The organism is Streptomyces monticola (assembly GCF_042665355.1).
Taxonomy (GTDB): domain Bacteria; phylum Actinomycetota; class Actinomycetes; order Streptomycetales; family Streptomycetaceae; genus Streptomyces; species Streptomyces monticola.
In genome coordinates, this window is the sequence record NZ_JBHTCF010000005.1 from 327,511 (window position 1) to 346,833 (window position 19,323).

General features: G+C 70.5%; 17 protein-coding genes. 14 read left to right on the forward strand and 3 right to left on the reverse strand.

Annotation, left to right across the window (positions count from 1 at the left end; all coding sequences use genetic code 11):
* Window positions 1-82: 82 nt before the first annotated feature.
* Both ACFQVC_RS15090 and ACFQVC_RS15095 read right to left on the reverse strand, forming a co-directional pair.
* Window positions 83-703 (reverse strand): hypothetical protein, encoded by a 621-nt coding sequence (locus tag ACFQVC_RS15090; protein WP_381830893.1) that lies wholly within the window; start codon window positions 701-703, stop codon window positions 83-85.
* A gap of 50 nt (window positions 704-753) precedes the next feature.
* Window positions 754-1,368 (reverse strand): vitamin K epoxide reductase family protein, encoded by a 615-nt coding sequence (locus ACFQVC_RS15095; protein WP_381830894.1) that lies wholly within the window; start codon window positions 1,366-1,368, stop codon window positions 754-756.
* A 173-nt stretch (window positions 1,369-1,541) separates the two neighbouring features.
* Between ACFQVC_RS15095 and ACFQVC_RS15100 the strand changes: the two genes are divergently transcribed.
* The gene (locus ACFQVC_RS15100; RefSeq protein WP_381830895.1) at window positions 1,542-2,717 is read left to right on the forward strand and encodes a sensor histidine kinase; all 1,176 of its coding nucleotides are present in this window, start codon (window positions 1,542-1,544) and stop codon (window positions 2,715-2,717) included.
* Window positions 2,718-2,887: 170 nt separating this feature from the next.
* Here ACFQVC_RS15100 and ACFQVC_RS15105 read toward each other — a convergent pair whose 3' ends face one another.
* Window positions 2,888-3,895: a rod shape-determining protein gene (locus ACFQVC_RS15105; protein WP_381830896.1), complete on the reverse strand. Its 1,008-nt coding sequence runs from the start codon at window positions 3,893-3,895 to the stop codon at window positions 2,888-2,890.
* A 101-nt stretch (window positions 3,896-3,996) separates the two neighbouring features.
* Between ACFQVC_RS15105 and folC the strand changes: the two genes are divergently transcribed.
* The 13 genes from folC to ACFQVC_RS15170 all read left to right on the forward strand — a co-directional run bounded on the left by folC (window position 3,997) and on the right by ACFQVC_RS15170 (window position 19,233).
* Window positions 3,997-5,553: a bifunctional tetrahydrofolate synthase/dihydrofolate synthase gene (gene folC / locus ACFQVC_RS15110; protein ID WP_381830897.1), complete on the forward strand. Its 1,557-nt coding sequence runs from the start codon at window positions 3,997-3,999 to the stop codon at window positions 5,551-5,553.
* A gap of 6 nt (window positions 5,554-5,559) precedes the next feature.
* The gene (locus ACFQVC_RS15115) at window positions 5,560-5,892 is read left to right on the forward strand and encodes a DUF4233 domain-containing protein (RefSeq protein ID WP_381830898.1); all 333 of its coding nucleotides are present in this window, start codon (window positions 5,560-5,562) and stop codon (window positions 5,890-5,892) included.
* Between the two features lie 103 nt (window positions 5,893-5,995).
* The gene (gene ndk, locus ACFQVC_RS15120; protein ID WP_381830899.1) at window positions 5,996-6,409 is read left to right on the forward strand and encodes a nucleoside-diphosphate kinase; all 414 of its coding nucleotides are present in this window, start codon (window positions 5,996-5,998) and stop codon (window positions 6,407-6,409) included.
* 334 nt (window positions 6,410-6,743) lie between these two features.
* The gene (locus ACFQVC_RS15125) at window positions 6,744-7,763 is read left to right on the forward strand and encodes a rod shape-determining protein (RefSeq protein ID WP_381831060.1); all 1,020 of its coding nucleotides are present in this window, start codon (window positions 6,744-6,746) and stop codon (window positions 7,761-7,763) included.
* Between the two features lie 167 nt (window positions 7,764-7,930).
* Window positions 7,931-8,923, forward strand: a complete 993-nt coding sequence (gene mreC / locus ACFQVC_RS15130; RefSeq protein ID WP_381830900.1) for a rod shape-determining protein MreC — start codon at window positions 7,931-7,933, stop codon at window positions 8,921-8,923.
* A gap of 5 nt (window positions 8,924-8,928) precedes the next feature.
* Window positions 8,929-9,603, forward strand: a complete 675-nt coding sequence (mreD, locus tag ACFQVC_RS15135; protein ID WP_381830901.1) for a rod shape-determining protein MreD — start codon at window positions 8,929-8,931, stop codon at window positions 9,601-9,603.
* 68 nt (window positions 9,604-9,671) lie between these two features.
* The gene (mrdA, locus tag ACFQVC_RS15140; protein WP_381830902.1) at window positions 9,672-11,852 is read left to right on the forward strand and encodes a penicillin-binding protein 2; all 2,181 of its coding nucleotides are present in this window, start codon (window positions 9,672-9,674) and stop codon (window positions 11,850-11,852) included.
* A complete protein-coding gene (gene rodA / locus ACFQVC_RS15145) occupies window positions 11,852-13,042 on the forward strand; it encodes a rod shape-determining protein RodA (protein WP_381830903.1) in 1,191 nt (396 codons plus the stop codon). Before mrdA ends, rodA begins: the two co-directional genes overlap by 1 nt.
* 56 nt (window positions 13,043-13,098) lie before the next feature.
* Entirely contained in the window at window positions 13,099-14,616 is a 1,518-nt protein-coding gene (locus ACFQVC_RS15150; protein WP_381830904.1) for a CYTH and CHAD domain-containing protein, read from the forward strand.
* Window positions 14,617-14,711: 95 nt separating this feature from the next.
* A complete protein-coding gene (locus ACFQVC_RS15155; RefSeq protein WP_381830905.1) occupies window positions 14,712-16,637 on the forward strand; it encodes a TIGR03960 family B12-binding radical SAM protein in 1,926 nt (641 codons plus the stop codon).
* Window positions 16,638-16,680: 43 nt separating this feature from the next.
* Window positions 16,681-17,229, forward strand: a complete 549-nt coding sequence (locus ACFQVC_RS15160; RefSeq protein WP_381830906.1) for a GNAT family N-acetyltransferase — start codon at window positions 16,681-16,683, stop codon at window positions 17,227-17,229.
* 54 nt (window positions 17,230-17,283) lie between these two features.
* The gene (locus ACFQVC_RS15165; RefSeq protein WP_381830907.1) at window positions 17,284-18,393 is read left to right on the forward strand and encodes a hypothetical protein; all 1,110 of its coding nucleotides are present in this window, start codon (window positions 17,284-17,286) and stop codon (window positions 18,391-18,393) included.
* A 48-nt stretch (window positions 18,394-18,441) separates the two neighbouring features.
* Window positions 18,442-19,233, forward strand: coding sequence for a TIGR03936 family radical SAM-associated protein (locus tag ACFQVC_RS15170; protein WP_381830908.1), 792 nt, complete (start codon window positions 18,442-18,444; stop codon window positions 19,231-19,233).
* Window positions 19,234-19,323 lie beyond the last annotated feature (90 nt).

The following is a 19,323-nucleotide window of genomic DNA, read 5'->3' on the forward strand; positions in this document are numbered from 1 at the left end:
TCCCGTCCGCACTTCCGGCCTTCCCGTCCGCACTTCCGGCCCTCACGTCCGCACTTCCGGACTTCCAGCCGAAAGAGAGTGTTCAGCCCGCCCGTAGCCCCAGCCGTACCAACTCCGCCTCCGCCAGGGCGTCCAGGGTTTCCGGTTCTCCGTTCCGCCAGCCCTCCGCCAGGCTTCCCGGGCTCGCGTCCGGCAGGAACGAGGCCGTGCGGGCCACTTCGTCGAGGGGACGCAGCAAAGAGCGCAGCGCGAGCAGCTCACGGCCGTCCTCCGATTCCGCGAGCTCCTGCGCGGCCGCCGCCTGGCGGGCCCAGCGCAGCCGGCGCGGCAGCCACAGGGCCAGGACGAGACCGACGGGCAGCGCGAAGAGACCGACCGCGCCGATCGCGGCGAGGGCGTCCACGGCGGTCTGCCCGCCGTCCCCCGCGGAGGCGAGCTTGTCGCCCGCGCCCGCCACATTGCGCAGCGCCGCATCCAGCTTGCCGCCCACCAGAGGCACTCTGGCGGCGGTCGTGCCGGCGTTGGTGAGGCCCGAGCTGAAGCTGCGTCCCGCCGTCTCCACATCCTCGGCGGGGCGGGAGAGCATCTGGACGAGCCGATACGCGATCATCGCGACCGCGGCCCACAGGGCGGTCCACAGCAGGACCGCGCCGTCGCCGATCATCTGCCGCGTTCTGCGGCCGGAGTTCTGGGCGTACCACATGCACCGATTGCACCCCCGGCGCGCACCGGGCCGGGCAAACCGCGCCGTGGCTACAGCAACCGGTCGCCGAAACGGGTCAGTACGAGCACCAGAACGGTGCCGTAGAGGATGACGGGCCCCGCCCAGGCATACGTCCGCAGGGCGCGCACCAGGCGTTCGGGGGCGGGCAGTACGCCGCTGCGCAGACAGTGCACGCTCACGTACCAGAACAGCGGGAGCACCACGGCCCACACGAGCATGCACCACGGGCACAGCGCCCCGATGACGTACAGACACTGTCCGATCAGCCAGACGACGAAGACGAACGCGCCCGTCACCCCGGCCTGGAGGCCGAGCCACAGCCAGCGCGGGAAGCCCGCCCCGACGAGCAGCGCGAGGCCGAGCGCGGCCAGGGCGGCGAAGGCGGGGATGCCGATGAGCATGTTCGGGAAGCCCAGGAGACTGCCCTGCCAGGTCTCCATGACGTCGCCGCAGCTGAGCACCGAGTTGATGTTGCAGCCGGGGGCGAAGGCGGGATTCGCGAGGCTCTCGATGCGGTCGTACGTGAGCACGGTCGAGGCCAGCGTGCCGAGCACGCCCCCGATCAGCAGCAGCAGGCTCAGGGGGCGGCCGGCGCCCAGGGCGGGCCGGCGCGCGCGGTGGATCTCGCAGTCGCTCTCGGGCATACCGTCAAGCCTCGCCTGACCTGGGCTCTTGCAGGAAGGCGCGATGGTCCCGGGAAAGTCCTCGACCGGTCCGTACTTTCGGCCGAAGACAGCCGAAACAGGGTGCCGTAAATCACGTAAATCAGGACGGAAGTCCGCCGGATCGGGCCAAAAGACCCCGGATGATGGAAGACATGCACGTAAGGTCCGCCTCCGGGGCGCTCAGCAGGCTGTCGGCCTGGGGCCGTCGCCTCGCGCGGCGCCTGGCGGGCTGTCCGCGTGCGCTCGACGTACTCACCGCGCTCAGCTGTCTCGGCCTGATGGCCCTGGACATACCGGGCCTTGCCGCGGCGGACAACTCCCTCGACGGCCATCTGCAGGCCGGGCTCGTCCTGACCGCGGGCTCGGCGTCGCTGCTCCTGCGCCGCCGGGCGCCATGGGTGACGTATCTCGTGGGGATCGGCTTCCTGTGGTGGCTGCACGAGCTGACCCTGGTGCAGTTCGCGCTGTACTCCCTCGGCCGCTACCGCGGCAGGCGGGCCGGTGTGGGGGCCGCCGTGCTCTATGTGGCCGTCGCCTACGCGCTGTTCAACCTGCCCGGCTGGCCGGTCACGCGCGGCGACACCCTGCCGGAGTTCTTCTCCCTGGTCGTGCCGATCGGGGCGCTCGCCGCCGGAGTGGGCATCGCCGCCAACCGGCAGGACCTGGTGCGGGCCCTGGAGAAGCAGCGGGCCCAGACCTCGGTCCTGGAAGCGGTGCACGCCGAACGGGCCCGGGTCGCGGGCGACGTGCACGACTTCGTGGGGCGCGAGCTGACCCTGCTGACGGTGCGCTCCGAGGTCCTGGCGCGCCGGGCGCGCGGCGAGCCGTACGAGACGGACTTCGAGGAGCTCTCCGAGACCGCCCGCAGGGCGCACCGGGTCCTCAACGAGATCATCGTGCAGCGTGGCGCCGACGGTGCCCCGACGCCGGGCCTCGACGCCCTGCCCGATCTCGCCGAGCAGAGCGAACGGGCGGGCAGCGCGGTCGAGTTGGCGGTCGACGAGGCCGCCTACGGACTGTCGCCGCTGCGCCAGGCGGCCGTCTACCGCGTCGTCCAGGAGTGTCTGACCAACGCGGCCAAGCACGCGCCGGGGGAGCCGGTCGGGGTCCGTATCGAGCTCGCCGAACAGCAGGCCCGCATCACGGTCACCAACGCCCTGCCCGAGTCGGCCCCGTCGCGGGCACCGGTGTCCGCGGGCACCGGGACGGCGGGAATGGCGGAGCGGGTGCGCAGCGTGGGCGGGACCTTCGCGGCCGGCCGTGCCGAGGGGATGTACGAAGTGGTCGCCGAGCTGCCGGCCGGAAAGATCGCCCCCTCCGGCGTATGAAGCCCGGCCTCTGCGGCATGTGAAAGGTCGCCCCTCCGGCATGGGGAAGCCCGGCCCCCGCGGCATGCGAAGGGCCGGACTGCGCGGCGTATGAGGGACCGGACCGCGGCAACGGCGGCACGAAGTACCGCTACGCCGCTACGCCGCTACGCCGCTACGCCGCTACGCCGCTACGCCGCCGACATCAGCCGCTGCAGCGAGTCGAAGTCCTCGACGCACTTGCCGCACCCCAGGGCCACGGAGTCCAGCGGGTTCTCCGCCACGACCACCGGGATGCCCGTCGCCGCCGCCATCCGCAGATCGAGCCCGGGCAGCAGCGCACCGCCGCCCGTGATCACGATGCCGTGCTCCATGACGTCGCCGGAGAGCTCGGGCGGGCACTCCTCCAGGGTGGTCTTCACAGCGGCGATGATCGCCTCGATCGGCTCGTCGAGCGCGGCCCGTACTTCCTTCACGGTGAGGTCGATCGTCTTCGGCAGGCCGCCGACCTTCTCGCGCCCGCGCACGGTGAACGTCCGCATCTCGAAGGCGTCCTCGCCCGGCACCGGCCAGGCCGAGCCGATGGCGACCTTGATGTCCTCGGCGGTGCGCTCGCCGATGAGGAGGGCGTGCTGCTTGCGTACGTAGTCGGTGATCGCGGCGTCCAGACGGTCGCCGCCGACCCGCAGGGACTGCGCGGTGACGATCCCGCCGAGGGAGATCACGGCGACCTCGGAGGTGCCGCCGCCGATGTCGACGACCATGGAGCCGCGCGGCTCGGCCACGGGCAGGCCCGCGCCGATCGCGGCGGCCATCGGCTCCTCGATCAGATGGACCGCGCGGGCGCCGGAGCGCTGGGCGGCGTGCACGATCGCGCGCCGCTCGACCGGGGTGACCCCGCTCGGCACGCAGACGACCATGCGGGTGCGCGGCCGGCGGCCGGGGACGGCCTTGCGCACGAAGTGCCGGATCATCTCCTCGGCGGCTTCGTAGTCGCTGATCACGCCGTCCTTGAGGGGGCGGATAGCGGTGATCGACCCGGGAGTGCGGCCGATGGTCTCCTTGGCCTCCGCGCCGACGGCGAGGGCTCCGCGGGCGCCTTCGCGGACGGCGACGACGGACGGCTCATTGAGCACAATGCCCTGGCCGCGGGCATAGAGCAGGGTGTTGGCAGTGCCGAGGTCGATACCTATGTCCATGATCCGCAAGTTTGCCGGGTGTTTCTGCGGAAGGGCCGGGCGAAGGTCCCGAACCGGGCGGGTCGAAGGTCCTGTCACCCCCTCTCCGTAGACTGGCGTACGTGAGCGACCTCCCCCCGCACGGCAGCCCGAGCGACGACAACGAGCCAGAGCCCTTCGACGCGTCCGATGAGCCCGACGCCTTCCAGGACATCGTCGAGGCCGAGACAGACCGAGACCCCGACCTCGCGGTGATCGAGGCCGGCAGTCGCACCCTGCGCGCCCAGTCGGCGCCGCCGCAGGCCGATGTCCCGGCCCGCCCCGCCGACCCCGAGGTGGACAAGGCCCTGCGCGAGGTGGAGGCCGACCTCGCCACGCGCTGGGGCGAGACCAAGCTGGAGCCGTCGGTCGCCCGTATCCAGGCCCTGATGGATGTGCTCGGCGACCCGCAGCGCGCGTACCCCTCGATCCATCTGACCGGCACCAACGGCAAGACGTCCACGGCCCGCATGATCGAGGCCCTGCTCGGCGCCTTCGAGCTGCGCACCGGGCGTTACACCTCACCGCACGTCCAGTCGATCACCGAGCGGATCAGCCTGGACGGCGCCCCCATGAGCGCCGAGCGCTTCATCGAGACGTACCAGGACATCAAGCCGTACGTGGAGATGGTCGACGCACAGCAGGAGTACCGCCTTTCCTTCTTCGAGGTCCTCACCGGCATGGCGTACGCCGCCTTCGCGGACGCCCCGGCCGATGTGGCCGTCGTGGAGGTCGGCATGGGCGGCAGCTGGGACGCGACGAACGTGATCGACGCGGATGTCGCCGTGGTCACCCCGATCGACCTGGACCACACGGACCGCCTGGGCAAGACCCCCGGTGAGATCGCGACCGAGAAGGCCGGCGTGATCAAGCAGGACGCGACGGTGATCCTGGCCCAGCAGCCGGTGGACGCCGCGCAGGTGCTCCTGAAGAAGGCCGTCGAGGTCAATGCCACGGTGGCGCGCGAGGGCATGGAGTTCGGCGTGGTCTCCCGGCAGGTCGCCGTCGGCGGCCAGCTGCTCACCCTGCGCGGCCTCGGCGGCCCCGCCACCGAGTACACGGATGTGTTCCTGCCGCTGCACGGCGCGCACCAGGCGCACAACGCGGCAGTGGCCCTGGCCGCGGTCGAGGCGTTCTTCGGTGTCGGTGCCCAGCGCACCGAGCCGCTGGACGCGGAGACCGTGCGCAAGGCCTTCGCCTCCGTCGTCTCGCCGGGCCGCCTGGAGGTCGTCCGGCAGTCCCCGACCGTCGTCCTGGACGCCGCGCACAATCCGGCGGGCGCCCGCGCGGCCGCCGACGCGGTCGGCGAGGTCTTCGGCTTCAGCCGGCTCATCGGCGTGGTCGGCGCGAGCGGCGACAAGGATGTGCGCGGACTCCTGGAGGCCTTCGAGCCGATCTTCACGGAGATCGTCGTCACGCAGAACTCCAGCCACCGCGCGATGGACGCGGACGCCCTTGCCGCCGTCGCCGTCGAGGTCTTCGGCGACGAGCGCGTCCAGGTCGAGCCCCGTCTCGACGACGCCATCGAGGCCGCGATCACCCTGGCAGAGGAAGAGGGGGAGTACGCGGGCGGCGGCGTCCTCGTCACCGGTTCCGTCATCACCGTCGGCGAGGCCCGACTGCTCCTGGGGAGGGGCTGACTTTCCATGCGTACGCTCTGTGCGTCCACTTTGATCGGCGAGTTCTTCATCATCGGCTTCGCCGGTCTGGTCGCGATGAAGGACCCGGACCTGTCGACGTCCACGGTGTGGACGGTCTGCGGCATCGCCATGGCCCTGTCGGTGCTGCTCTGCGGAATGATCACCCGGCCGGGCGGGGTGCAGCTCGGCTGGGCCCTGCAGATCGGCCTGATCGCATCCGGCTTCGTAGTGCCCACGATGTTCTTCCTGGGGGCCTGCTTCGCGGGCTTGTGGTGGTGCTCGGTGCACTTCGGCCGCAAGGTCGACGAGGCGAAGGCACGGTTCGCGGCGCAGGCGTGAAGGGGCTTGCGCCAGCGCCTGACGCTGCGTAACCAGCACCGCTCGGTGCCCTGTAACCTCTGTGCACCCGCTCACCGACGTTTTACTGCAAGGAGCCGACACCGTGAGCCAGCGCACCCTCGTCCTGCTCAAGCCCGACGCCGTACGCCGTGGTCTGATCGGCGAGATCATCGGCCGTATCGAGCGCAAGGCGAACTGGACCATCAGCGCGCTGGAGCTGCGCACCCTGAGCCAGGACGTCCTGGAGCAGCACTACGGCGAGCACAAGGGCAAGCCTTTCTACGAGCCGCTGGTGGAGTTCATGGCCTCCGGCCCCGTCGTCGCCCTGGTGGTCGAGGGCGAGCGGGTCATCGAGGGTGTCCGCGCGCTCGCCGGGCCCACCGACCCGATTGCCGCGGCGCCGGGTTCCATCCGCGGCGACTTCGGCACCATCGTGCGCGAGAACCTGATCCACGCCTCGGACTCGGAGGAGTCCGCCGAGCGCGAGCTGAAGATCTTCTTCCCCTCGGTGGCCTGACCGGCCACCGGATCGGCGGCCCACGGGCCGGAGGGGACACAATGGATTTTCCTGACGGGCCGTCAGGGCAGCAGGGTCCATGACCAGGGGTGGCCGTGAATTTCGCGGTCACCCCTTGGCATATGCAAGCCGATTGGGGGAACGCATCCTTCCGTCGGCTCGTCCCCATTAGCGGGGCGGCGAATCATCTGCTGACAATGGCGGAGACCCTCGCGCCGTGTCCGTGCAGGCGAGACTACGATGGAAGCCTCCACGCCACAGCACCCACTCGCCGACCTAACCAGCCATCAACGCTCCACTTTGGGAAGGCCAGACGCTCCTGATGGGAACCAACATGTCGTTCATCGGCCGGGACATGGCTGTCGACCTCGGGACCGCCAACACGCTGGTGTACGTCAGGGGCCGCGGCATCGTACTCAACGAACCGTCCGTCGTCGCCATCAACACGAACACGGGTGGCATCCTCGCGGTCGGTGCTGAGGCGAAGAAGATGATCGGCCGCACCCCTGGCAACATCGTCGCGGTCCGCCCGCTCAAGGACGGCGTCATCGCCGACTTCGAGATCACCGAGCGGATGCTCCGCTACTTCATCCTCAAGATCCACAAGCGCCGGTACCTCGCCCGGCCGCGCGTGGTCGTCTGTGTCCCCTCCGGCATCACGGGCGTCGAGCGCCGCGCGGTCATCGAGGCCTCCACCCAGGCCGGCGCCCGCCAGGTGCACATCATCGAGGAGCCCATGGCCGCGGCCATCGGCTCCGGCCTCCCGGTCCACGAGGCCACGGGCAACATGGTGGTGGACATCGGCGGCGGCACCACCGAGGTCGCCGTCATCTCCCTGGGCGGAATCGTCACGGCACAGTCCATCCGCGTCGCGGGCGACGAGCTGGACAACGCGATCATTCAGCACATCAAGAAGGAGTACAGCCTCCTCCTCGGCGAGCGCACCGCCGAGCAGATCAAGATCACCATCGGGTCCGCCTACGACATGGACTCCGACGAGCACACCGAGATCCGCGGCCGCGACCTGGTCAGCGGACTCCCCAAGACGGTCGTCATCTCCGCGGCCGAGGTCCGCAAGGCCATCGAGGAGCCGGTCAACGCGATCGTGGACGCGGTCAAGACCACCCTCGACAAGTGCCCGCCGGAGCTGTCCGGCGACGTCATGGACCGGGGCATCGTGCTCACCGGCGGCGGCGCCCTGCTGCGCGGCCTGGACGAGCGGCTCCGCCGTGAGACCGGTATGCCGATCCACATCGCGGAGGACCCGCTCGACTCCGTGGCGCTCGGCTCCGGCAAGTGCGTGGAGGAGTTCGAGGCCCTGCAGCAGGTGCTCGACTCGTCGCCGCGCAGATGACGTAATTCCAAAACATCCGCCGTACGGAGCTGCCACTTCGTACGGCGGATCGTTGATATAGAGGCATAAGCCCGGCAGGGCCAGGCCCGACAAGAAGCGCGCCCCCGCAGGCGCCGTATACGCAAGAGGCACAACCCATTCCGACGAGGAAGGCACGGCCGCCGCACGTGAGGGACACACGAGAGAGCCGGCTGCTCCTGGTGCTGCTGATCGCCATCGCGTTCGCACTGATCACGGTGGATATCCGAGGTGGCGAGGAGTCTCCGGTCGACGGCGCCCGACAGGCCGCCGCGACGGTCTTCGGGCCCGTGGAGAACGGCGTATCGGCAGCGGTCAATCCGCTCGGCAACGCCATCTCCGCGGTCCGCGACTCCGACGAGCGGCACGGCCGGATCGGCCAACTCGAGCGGGAGAACGCCGCGCTGAAGGCCAAGCTCGGCAGCGACGACCGCAACCGCAGCCGGGTCCGCCAGCTCGACCAGCTCCTGAAGAAGGCCGGCGCCGGCCAGTACGGCATCAAGGGCGCCGAAGTCATCGCCATAGGAGCCGCGCAGGGCTTCTCCTGGACCGTCACCATCGACGCCGGCGCCAATGACGGCCTCAAGCGCGATATGACCGTGCTCAACAGCGAGGGGCTCGTCGGCCGTGTCACCACGGTCGGCCCGAACACGGCGACCGTGCTGCTCGCCAACGACCCGGACTTCACCGTCGGCACCCGGATGGAGAAATCCGACGAGCTGGGCTTCGCCACCGGCCAGGGCGACCAGGACCTCGCCGTGCAGATGCTCAACGGCAAGGCCAAGGTCAAGAAGGGCGACCGCATGGTCACCTTCGGCTCCCAGGCCGACAAGCCGTTCGTGCCGGGCGTGCCCATCGGCGAGGTCGTCAAGGTCGACCCCTCCGGCGGCGACCTCACCCGCACCGTCTACCTCAAGCCGTACGTCGGCTTCAGCAAGCTCGACATCGTCGGCGTCGTCGTCGAAGCACCCCGCACCGACCCGCGCGACAAGGTGCTCCCCGAGCCGGCCAAGCCCAAGCCGACGCCCACGGTGACCGTAACCGTCACCCCGCCCGCCCCCGGCCAGGAAGGCGAGGGCCAGGACGGGCAGGCGCCCCCGGCGGGCGGCGACGGCCAGCAGCCTCAGGACGACCAGGAGTAAGGCCCATGCGTTTCAACCGGATGCTCCTGTCCACCACTTTGGTGGTCGTCGCGCTCGTGATCCAGGTCAGCGTGCTCGCCCGGCTCCATCTGCCGGGCGCCGTACCGGACTTGGTGCTGCTCACCGTCCTCGGCCTGGCCCTGGTGTACGGCCATGTCGGCGGCGCCCTCGTCGGCTTCGGCGCCGGCCTGCTCTCCGACCTCGCACCGCCCGCCGACCACGCCGCCGGGCGTTATGCGCTCGTCCTGTGCGTCATCGGCTATCTCGCGGGCCTGATGAAGCCCGAGTCGGGACAGGTCCGCTCCGCGACCGGGCCGATGGCCGTGGTCGTCGGCGCCGCCATCGGCTCGACCCTGCTGTACGCGGGAGTGGGCGCCCTCGTCGGCGACACCGCGGCCCGCCATGTGGGCCTCGGCAGCCTGCTGTTCACCGCGACGCTCTACGACCTGCTGCTCGCCCCCTTCGCCGTACCCGCGATCATGGCCCTGGCCAGACGCGCCGAGAACGACCCGCTCGCCGAGTCCGGCTCCGGCGGCAAGGCGAGCGATGTCTCCTCCGGCTGGCTCTCCGCCGGCACCGGCCTGCGCATCGGCAGCCAGCGCGGCGGCGGCCTGCGGATGAAGGCGGCCAAGGCCAAGGTGGCCAGGGCCGGCCGGATCAAGGGGGTCAAGCGCCTGTGACCGCGATGCCCGACTCCCCGGCGCGGACGCCGCGTTCGTCTTCCGTACACGACTGAGAGGGGGCAGGCGTGACCAACATTCCCGAGACCGGGCGCACGCCACGGGTGCAGATCCGCCTCATCATCATCCAGGTACTCGTCTTCTCGCTCCTGCTCACCCTCGGCGGCCGCCTCTGGTACCTGCAGGTCCGCAATGGCGAGGAGTACGCCGACGAGGCCAACGGCAACCATGTGCAGCGTGTCGTCGACCCCGCCGTACGGGGCTCGATCCTCGACGCCCGCGGGGTGCCGCTCGCCGACAACCAGACCCGGCTCGTGGTCTCCGCGTCCCGCACCGAGCTGATGAAGATGAAGGACGACGGCGACGCCGTCCTCACCCGGCTCGCCGACGTCCTCGGCATGACGCCCAAGGAGGTCGGCGACAAGGTCCGCCTCTGTGACGCCAAGACCCCGCAGCCCTGCTGGAACGGCTCGCCCTACCAGCCCATCCCGATCACCGACGAGGCGACTCCCAAGCAGGCCCTGCAGATCCGTGAGCGCGCCGAGGACTTCCCCGGCATCACCGCGGAACCCACGGCGGTGCGCCGCTACGCCGCACCCGGCGGCGCCCAGACCTCCCAGGTGCTCGGCTATCTCTCGCCCGTCACCGACGCGGAGATCCAGGCGGCCAAGGACACCTCGTCGCCGTATCTGCGCTCGGACTCGGTGGGCCGCTCCGGCCTGGAGCGCACCTACGACAAGCAGCTGCGCGGCAAGGCAGGTGTGACGGCCTACGAGGTCGACAAGCTCGGCCGGGTCATGGGCAAGACCCAGAGCGACCCCGCGCGGCCCGGCGCCAACGTCGTCACCAGCATCGACGCCCGGGTGCAGCGCGTCGCCGAGTACGAGCTCAACGAGGCGATGAAGGCCGCCCGCAAGGAGTTCGACAAGAACACCGGCGAGAACTACAAGGCCGACGCGGGCGCCGTCGTCGTCATGGAGTCCAAGACCGGCCGCATCATCTCCATGGCCTCCAACCCGGACTACGACCCCAATGCCTGGGTCGGCGGCATCTCCGGCAAGGACTACGCCCAGCTCACCGGCAAGAAGTCCAACTTTCCGCTGCTCAACCGCGCCATCCAGGGCCAGGCCGCCCCCGGCTCCATCTTCAAGGTGATCCCCACGGCGGCCGCGGTCAACGCGGGCTACAAGTTCAACGACCGCTACCCGTGCCCGAGTTCGTACTCCATCGGCGGCCAGACCTTCAAGAACTTCGAGTCCAAGGGGCACGGCTCCATCACCCTCGGCCAGGCCCTCGAAGTCTCCTGTGACACCGTCTTCTACAAGCTCTCCCACGACCAGTGGAACAAGGACGGCGGCAACAAGCCGAAGAAGGACACCAAGGACTGGTTCTACCGCACCGCCCATGAGTTCGGCCTCGGCAAGGAGACCGGCATCGACCTGCCCAACGAGGTCAAGGGCCGGGTCCCGGACCGCCAGTGGAAGAAGGACTACTGGGACGCCAACAAGGACTCCTGGTGCAAGACCGGCAAGAAGGGCGGCGAATACGCCGAGCGCATCGCGTACGAGAACTGCCTCGAAGGCATGAAGATGCGCGCCGGTGACTCCGTCAACTACTCCATCGGCCAGGGCGACACCCTCGTCACCCCGATCCAGATGGCCACGATCTACTCGGCGATCTCCAACGGCGGCACCATGTACGACCCGTCCGTCGGCAAGGCGATCATCAGCCCCGACGGCAAGCACACCGAGGAGATCAAGCCCAGGCCGCACGGCAAGCTGCCCATGGACAAGAAGCTGCGCGACGACATAGACGGTGCCCTCGCGGATGTCGCGACCCGCGGTACCGCCGCCTGGCGCTTCGGCGGCTGGCCGCAGGACAAGATTCCGATGCACGCCAAGACGGGTACCGCCGAGGTCTACGGCAAGCAGACCACCTCGTGGTTCGCGACGTACACCGACGACTACACGGTCATCATGACCATCTCCCAGGGAGGCACCGGCTCCGGTGCCTCGGGCCCCGCGGTCCGCAAGATCTACGACGCCATGTACGGCCTGGACGCCAAGGGCAAGCAGGACCCGAAGAAGGCACTCCTGCCCAAGCCGGAGGCATCGCTGCCGAAGATCGAGCCGGACGGTTCGATCGACGCACCCACGATCAAGCCGTACGAGCCGCAGAAGGAGGAGCCGCCCGCCCCGCAGGAGCTCGCGGCCGCCGTCCCCGCTCCAGCTTCAGGAAGGCGTGACTGATGGCAGGCGGCTTCTCCGTCTCCGGATACGGACCCGAACGCGGCATCTGGGCCAAGCTGTTCGCCCGTGACGCCGTCACGCGTCGGCTCGACTGGCCGCTGCTCCTGTCCGCGCTCGCGCTCTCCCTGATCGGCTCGGCGCTCGTCTACTCGGCGACCCGCAACCGCACCGAGCTGGTCGGCGACGACCCGTACTCCTACGTGGTCAAGCACATCCTCAACGTCGGCATCGGCCTCGCCCTGATGGCCGGCACCATCTGGCTCGGCCACCGCACCCTGCGCACCGCGGTGCCGATCCTGTACGGCGTCTCGGTCTTCCTGGTGCTGCTCGTGCTGACCCCGCTCGGCGCGACCATCAACGGCGCGCACGCCTGGATCAACATCGGCGGACTCTCCCTGCAGCCCTCGGAGTTCGTGAAGATCACGATCATCCTGGGGATGGCGATGCTGCTCGCGGCCCGTGTCGACGCGGGCGACCGGGCGCACCCCGACCAGCGCACCGTCCTGCAGGCCCTCGGCCTTGCCGTCGTCCCGATAATGATCACGATGCTGATGCCGGACCTCGGCTCGGTCATGGTGATGGCCGTCATCGTCCTCGGTGTGCTGCTCGCCTCCGGCGCCTCCAACCGCTGGGTGTTCGGGCTGCTCGGCACCGGTGCCGCGGGCGCCGTCGCGGTCTGGCAGCTGGGACTCCTCGACGACTACCAGATCGCCCGCTTCGCGGCCTTCGCCAACCCCGCCCTCGACCCGGCAGGCGTCGGCTACAACACCAACCAGGCCCGTATCGCCATCGGCTCCGGCGGACTGACGGGCGCCGGGCTCGGCGACGGCTCACAGACCACGGGCCAGTTCGTGCCCGAGCAGCAGACCGACTTCATCTTCACCGTCGCCGGTGAGGAACTCGGCTTCCTGGGCGCCGGGTTGATCCTCCTGCTGCTCGGTGTCGTGCTTTGGCGGGCCTGCCGGATCGCCCGCGAGACGACCGAGCTGTACGGCACGATCGTCGCCGCCGGGATCATCGCCTGGTTCGCCTTCCAGTCCTTCGAGAACATCGGGATGACCCTCGGCATCATGCCGGTGGCGGGCCTCCCGCTGCCCTTTGTGTCCTACGGCGGTACATCGATGTTCGCGGTCTGGATCGCCATCGGGCTGCTCCAGTCGATCCGGGTGCAGCGCCCGATGTCCGCGTAGGAGGAACTGCACGCCAAGGGCTGCCCAGGGCCGCCTTTCGCGACTAAATTCGGTTCATGGCGGAGACGAAGCGCGAGATCGAGCGGAAGTACGAAGCCACCGAGGGCCTAGCCCTGCCCGACCTGAGCAAGGTCGGCGGCGTCGCGGCCGTCCTGGACAAGGGTGTCGTCGACCTCGACGCCACCTACTACGACACCGCCGACCTCCGGCTCGCCGCGTCCGCTCGCACCCTGCGCCGCCGCACCGGCGGTGACGACGCGGGCTGGCATCTGAAGCTCCCGGTCTCCGACGGCGTCCGCGACGAGGTGCACGCGCCGCTCTCCGCCCAGGTGCCGCGCGCCCTCGCCGGTCTCGTACGGTCCCGGGTGCGCGACGCCGAGCTCCTGCCCGTGGTGCGGCTGCGCTCCGCCCGCGACGTGCGCCATCTCGTCGACGCCGACGGTGCCCTGCTCGCCGAGGTCAGCGTGGACGCCGTACGCGCCGACCGGCTCAACGGCGGCGAAGGCAGCGCCGAGTGGACCGAGATCGAGGTGGAGCTCGCCGACGGCCGGGACCCCGCCTTCCTCGACAAGGTCGAGAAGCGGCTGCGCAAGGCCGGTGTCGCCCCCGCGGGATCGGCGTCAAAGCTGGCCAGGGCGCTCGCCGAGACCGGCGCGAAGCCGCGCAAGGCGCGCTCGGCCAGGGCTCCGAAGCCGGTCACCGCGGGCGACCACGTCCTCGCCTATCTGCGTGCCCAGCGCGATGCGATCGTCGCGCTCGACCCGGCCGTCCGCAGCGACGAGCCCGACTCCGTGCACCAGATGCGGGTCGCCACCCGCCGCCTGCGCAGCGCGTTCCGCTCGTACCGCAAGGTCCTCGACCGCGGTGTCACCGACCCCATCGGCGACGAGCTGAAGTGGCTGGCCGGGGAACTGGGCGTGGACCGGGACCGCGAGGTGCTCACCGAGCGCATCCAGGCAGCGCTCGGCGAACTGCCGCGGGCGCTGGTCACCGGTCCCGTGCGGGGCCGCCTCAGGACCTGGTCGGCGGCCCGGCGCAGTGGTTCGCGCCGCCATCTGATCGCCGTGCTCGACGGCCGGCGCTATCTCGCGGTGCTCGACACCCTGGATGCGCTGCTCGCGGACCCGCCGCTGCGCGCCGCCGCGGCCGAGCCCCCGCAGGGCATCCTGGCGAAGGCCGTTCTGCGCGATTACGACCGCCTGGCGGAGCTCGTGGCCCAGGCCCTCGACGCGGCCCCCGGCACCGACCGTGACCTCGCCATGCACGAGGCCCGCAAGAAGGCCAAGCGCACCCGGTACGCGGCGGAGGCGGCGACGCCCGCTCTGGGCAAGCCCGCGAAGCGCCTGGCCGGCCATGCGAAGGAGCTGCAGGGCCTGCTCGGCGAGCACCAGGACAGCGTGATGTGCCGCCTGGCCCTGCGCGATCTGGCCGCCCAGGCACACGCGGCGGGCGAGAGCGCCTTCACGTACGGACTGCTCTACGGCCGCGAGGAGCTGCGGGCGGCGGACTGCGAGCGCGAGCTGCCGGGCCTGAGCCCTCAGAAGCACCCGCGGTACGCGGCGGACCTCGCCTGACGTGGCAGAAGGCGGCTGACCTGCACGGCGCGGAGGGCCTAGGCGAAACGGGTTAGGCTTGAGGGTCACCCCTGCCAGCTCACGAAGGTTTCGCGATGCCTGCCGAGTCCGTCTTCCCTCAGCTTGAGGCTCTGCTCCCGCACGTGCAGAAGCCCATTCAGTACGTCGGCGGTGAGCTGAACTCCACCGTTAAAGAGTGGGACTCCTGCGACGTCCGCTGGGCCCTGATGTACCCGGACGCCTACGAGGTCGGTCTGCCCAACCAGGGCGTCATGATCCTCTACGAGGTACTGAACGAGCGCGAGGGCGTCCTCGCCGAGCGCACCTACAGCGTCTGGCCGGACCTGGAAGCGCTGATGCGCGAGCACAAGGTCCCGCAGTTCACCGTCGACAGCCACCGCCCGGTGAAGGCCTTCGACGTCTTCGGACTCAGCTTCTCCACCGAGCTCGGGTACACCAACATGCTCGCGGCCCTGGAACTCGCGGACATCCCGCTGGAGGCCAAGGACCGCACCCTGGACGACCCGATCGTCCTGGCCGGCGGCCACGCCGCGTTCAACCCGGAGCCGATCGCCGACTTCATCGACGCGGCGATCATCGGTGACGGCGAGCAGGCCGTGCTCGACATGACCGAGATCATCCGCGCCTGGAAGGCGGAGGGCCGCCCCGGCGGCCGCGAGGAGATCCTCTTCCGCCTCGCCAGGACCGGCTCGGTCTACATCCCGCGCTTCTACGACGTCGAGTACCTGCCCGACGGCCGCATCGGCCGCGTCGTACCCAACAAGTCCGGTGTGCCGTGGCGCGTGTCCAAGCACACGGTCATGGACCTGGACGAGTGGCCGTATCCCAAGCAGCCCCTGGTCCCGCTCGCCGAGACGGTGCACGAGCGGATGTCGGTGGAGATCTTCCGCGGCTGCACGCGCGGCTGCCGGTTCTGCCAGGCCGGCATGATCACGCGCCCGGTGCGGGAGCGCTCGATCACCGGTATCGGCGACATGGTCGAGAAGGGCCTGAAGGCGACGGGCTTCGAGGAGGTCGGCCTGCTGTCCCTGTCCTCCGCCGACCACACCGAGATCGGTGACATCGCCAAGGGCCTCGCGGACCGCTACGAGGAAGACAAGATCGGCCTCTCGCTGCCCTCCACCCGCGTGGACGCCTTCAACGTCGACCTGGCCAATGAACTCACCCGCAACGGCCGCCGCTCGGGCCTCACCTTCGCTCCCGAGGGCGGCAGCGAGCGGATGCGCAAGGTCATCAACAAGATGGTCTCCGAAGAGGACCTGATCAGGACGGTCGCGACGGCGTACGGCAACGGCTGGCGCCAGGTGAAGCTGTACTTCATGTGCGGTCTGCCCACGGAGACCGACGAGGACGTGCTGCAGATCGCGGACATGGCAACCGCCGTGATCCAGAAGGGCCGTGAGGTCTCCGGCAAGAACGACATCCGCGCCACGGTCTCCATCGGCGGCTTCGTCCCGAAGCCGCACACCCCGTTCCAGTGGGCCCCGCAGCTCTCCGCCGAGGAGACCGACGCCCGTCTGGAGAAGCTCCGGGACAAGATCCGCGGCGACAAGAAGTACGGCCGCTCCATCGGCTTCCGCTACCACGACGGCAAGCCCGGCATCGTGGAAGGCCTCCTCTCCCGCGGTGACCGCCGTATCGGCTCGGTCATCCGGGCCGTCTACGAGGACGGCGGCCGCTTCGACGGCTGGCGCGAGCACTTCTCGTACGACCGCTGGATGGCCTGCGCCGCCAAGACGCTGCCCGAGTTCGGTGTGGACGTCGACTGGTACACGACCCGCGAGCGCACCTACGAAGAGGTTCTGCCCTGGGACCACCTGGACTCCGGCCTCGACAAGGACTGGCTCTGGGAGGACTGGCAGGACTCGCTCGACGAGACCGAGGTCGACGACTGCCGCTGGACCCCGTGCTTCGACTGCGGGGTGTGCCCCCAGATGGACACCCAGATCCAGATCGGCCCCACGGGCAAGAAGCTGCTGCCGCTCACCGTGGTCAAGTAGCCCCGCGCGCCGGGGCGTTCACGCGCCCCGGCACAATGGCGTGATGCCCCGGCTCACCGTGCCCGACGTCCGGTTCCGCGCCTCGTTCCTCGAGGCGATGGCGGAGTACGCCGCCGAGGAGGAGTCCCCGGGCAACACGCGCAGCCGTGAGCTCGCCGAGTACGGCGCGAGCTGGCACGAGCCGGCGGGCTTCGCGCGGTATGTCGCGGCGGTACGCGAGGAGGAGCGGGAGGACGGCCGGCGGCCGTCGGGCTTCGTGCCCGGGAGCTGGTTCTGGTACGTCGACGGTGACACGTTCATCGGGCGTATCCAGGTACGTCACCGTCTGACCCCGCACCTGCGCGACTTCGGCGGCCACATCGGCTACGGGGTGCGTCCCTCCGCCCGCCGCCGCGGTCACGCCACCGCCATGCTGCGGGCCGTGCTGCCGTATGCCCGGACGCTCGGCGTCGACCCCGCGCTCGTCACCTGCGACACCGTCAACACCGCTTCCCGCAAGGTGATCGAGGCCTGCGGGGGAGTCCTGGAGGACGAGCGCGACGGGAAGTTGCGGTACTGGGTGCCCGCCGGGCGGATCCAGAGCGGCTCCTGACGCGTCGTCGCAGATATGGAACTGGAGAAGAGTGCCCCGCCCAGGGAGCCGGAAATGAGCGCCCCGCCCCCGTCGGCCGAGCAGGGCTGCCTGGTGACGGCGATCCGGCTTCCGGTGCGGATCGTGGTCTTCGTTCTCGTCGTGCCGGTGCGGATGGTGTGGGACGCCCTCGTCGTCTGCGGGCGGTTCCTCGACCGCACCGTGCTGCGGCCCGCCGGGCGTGCCCTCGCGTGGCTCGGCCGGACACTGTTCGTGGTGCCGGTCGTGTGGACGTACCGCCGGCTCCTGACGCCCCTCGGGCACGGCATCGCCTGGCTCGGCCGCACCCTCGTCGTCCTTCCCGCGCAGTGGCTCTACGCGCGCGTGCTGACGCCGTCGGGACACTTCCTCGCCCTGCTCGCCAGGGGAGCGGGTGCCGGTCTCGGATGGCTCGCCATGGCGCTGTTCGTCTGGCCGTGGGTCGGGTTCTGGCGGTACGTGGTCAGGCCCGTCGGGAGCGCCCTCGCATGGCTCGGGCGGATGCTGCTCGTGGTGCCGGCGCAGTGGGTGTACCGGAACGTGCTCACGCCGCTCGGGCACGGCATCGCCTGGGCCGCGCGGGGCATCGGTGCGGGAATCGCGTGGGCACTGCGCGGACTGGGCGCCGCCGTCGCCTTCGTGTGGCGGTGGCTGGTGGTGGTGCCGGTTGTCTTCGTGTGGCGGTGGCTGGTGGTGGTGCCGGCTGTCTTCGTGTGGCGGTGGGTGCTCGTTCCCGTGGGGCGTGCGCTGGCCGTCGTCGGGCGCGAGGTCGGGGACGCGTTCGGGCACGCGTGGCGGATCGCCGGTCATGTGTCGCGGGCCGTCGGCCGGTTCCTGGCGCGGGTCTTCCGGTGGATCTTCGTGGAGCCGGTGCGCTGGGCGTACCGGCACGTCCTGACGCCCCTGGGGCACGTGGTGCGCGACGGCGTGTGGCGGCCGGTCGCCGGGGCCGTGCGCCAGGCCGTGGCCACGGCCCGCGACAGCGCCCGTCAGATACGGGCCGACCTGCGCCGTGCCCTCTTCGGCGCACCACGCGCCGAGCCCGGGCCGATGCCGCTCGCCGCGCCCCGCGGGGAACCGGGCCCGCCCGTGGCACGTACTCTAGGTAGCAGTACGACCGCATACACGAAGCTCACGAAGGACTGAACGACACTGGGCAAGCGACAGCCCGAAGGCCCGCCGCCCGCACCGGCGGTGCAGCGCATCCGACTGCGCTACACCAAGCGCGGCCGCCTCCGGTTCACCAGCCACCGCGACTTCCAGCGCGCGTTCGAGCGCGCACTGCGTCGCGCCGAGGTCCCCATGGCGTACTCGGCGGGCTTCACCCCGCACCCCAAGGTGTCGTACGCCAATGCCGCACCCACCGGCACGGGCAGCGAGGCCGAGTACCTGGAGATCGCCCTCACCGAGCACCGTGACCCCGCGAAGCTCAAGGACCTGCTCGACGAGTCGCTGCCCACCGGGCTCGACATCACCGACGCGGTCGAGGCCCGGGTCTCCGGTCTCGCCGACCGGCTGCAGGCCTCCGTGTGGGAGCTGAGGCTCGATGGAGTGACGGTGGAGGACGCGGCACAGGCCGCCGAGACGTTCCTCGCGGCCGACTCCGTCGAGGTGGAGCGGCGCACGAAGAACGGCATGCGCAGCTTCGACGCGCGTGCCGCCGTCGCAGATCTCCAGGCCTCCCGTCCACATGCTGATAGGCCGGTGGACGGGCCCTGTGCGATACTGCGGCTGGTTGTTCGGCACGTGACGCCTGCCGTTCGACCCGACGACGTCCTGTCCGGTCTCCGAGCTGTGGCCGACCTGGCGCCGCCGGTCCCCGCAGCGGTGACCAGGCTGGCGCAGGGGCCATTCGATGAAGAGACCGGCACGGTGACCGACCCGCTCGCGCCCGACCGCGAGGCGGTCACGGCCGCCCCAGCCGATCGCTCGGGGCTCGCCGGACCCGCCGCCGCGGCGACGCAGGTGCCGGAAGGTTCCGCGTAGGGACGGTCGTCGCAGCGCAGCCCTTGCACTCGGGAGCCACCTGGGTCGGGCCGCGCGACAACCACCAAGACTTTCGCCAGGCCGTGCGTA

What these genes read in the sequence shown, in the direction of transcription:
- ACFQVC_RS15090 (WP_381830893.1), bottom strand. Translation starts at nt 703, where the DNA reads ATGTGGTACGCCCAGAACTCCGGCCGCAGAACGCGGCAGATGATCGGC.
- ACFQVC_RS15095 (WP_381830894.1), bottom strand. Translation starts at nt 1,368, where the DNA reads ATGCCCGAGAGCGACTGCGAGATCCACCGCGCGCGCCGGCCCGCCCTG.
- ACFQVC_RS15100 (WP_381830895.1), top strand. Translation starts at nt 1,542, where the DNA reads ATGCACGTAAGGTCCGCCTCCGGGGCGCTCAGCAGGCTGTCGGCCTGG.
- ACFQVC_RS15105 (WP_381830896.1), bottom strand. Translation starts at nt 3,895, where the DNA reads ATGGACATAGGTATCGACCTCGGCACTGCCAACACCCTGCTCTATGCC.
- ACFQVC_RS15115 (WP_381830898.1), top strand. Translation starts at nt 5,560, where the DNA reads ATGCGTACGCTCTGTGCGTCCACTTTGATCGGCGAGTTCTTCATCATC.
- ACFQVC_RS15125 (WP_381831060.1), top strand. Translation starts at nt 6,744, where the DNA reads ATGTCGTTCATCGGCCGGGACATGGCTGTCGACCTCGGGACCGCCAAC.
- mreD (WP_381830901.1), top strand. Translation starts at nt 8,929, where the DNA reads ATGCGTTTCAACCGGATGCTCCTGTCCACCACTTTGGTGGTCGTCGCG.
- rodA (WP_381830903.1), top strand. Translation starts at nt 11,852, where the DNA reads ATGGCAGGCGGCTTCTCCGTCTCCGGATACGGACCCGAACGCGGCATC.
- ACFQVC_RS15150 (WP_381830904.1), top strand. Translation starts at nt 13,099, where the DNA reads ATGGCGGAGACGAAGCGCGAGATCGAGCGGAAGTACGAAGCCACCGAG.
- ACFQVC_RS15155 (WP_381830905.1), top strand. Translation starts at nt 14,712, where the DNA reads ATGCCTGCCGAGTCCGTCTTCCCTCAGCTTGAGGCTCTGCTCCCGCAC.
- ACFQVC_RS15160 (WP_381830906.1), top strand. Translation starts at nt 16,681, where the DNA reads ATGCCCCGGCTCACCGTGCCCGACGTCCGGTTCCGCGCCTCGTTCCTC.
- ACFQVC_RS15165 (WP_381830907.1), top strand. Translation starts at nt 17,284, where the DNA reads ATGAGCGCCCCGCCCCCGTCGGCCGAGCAGGGCTGCCTGGTGACGGCG.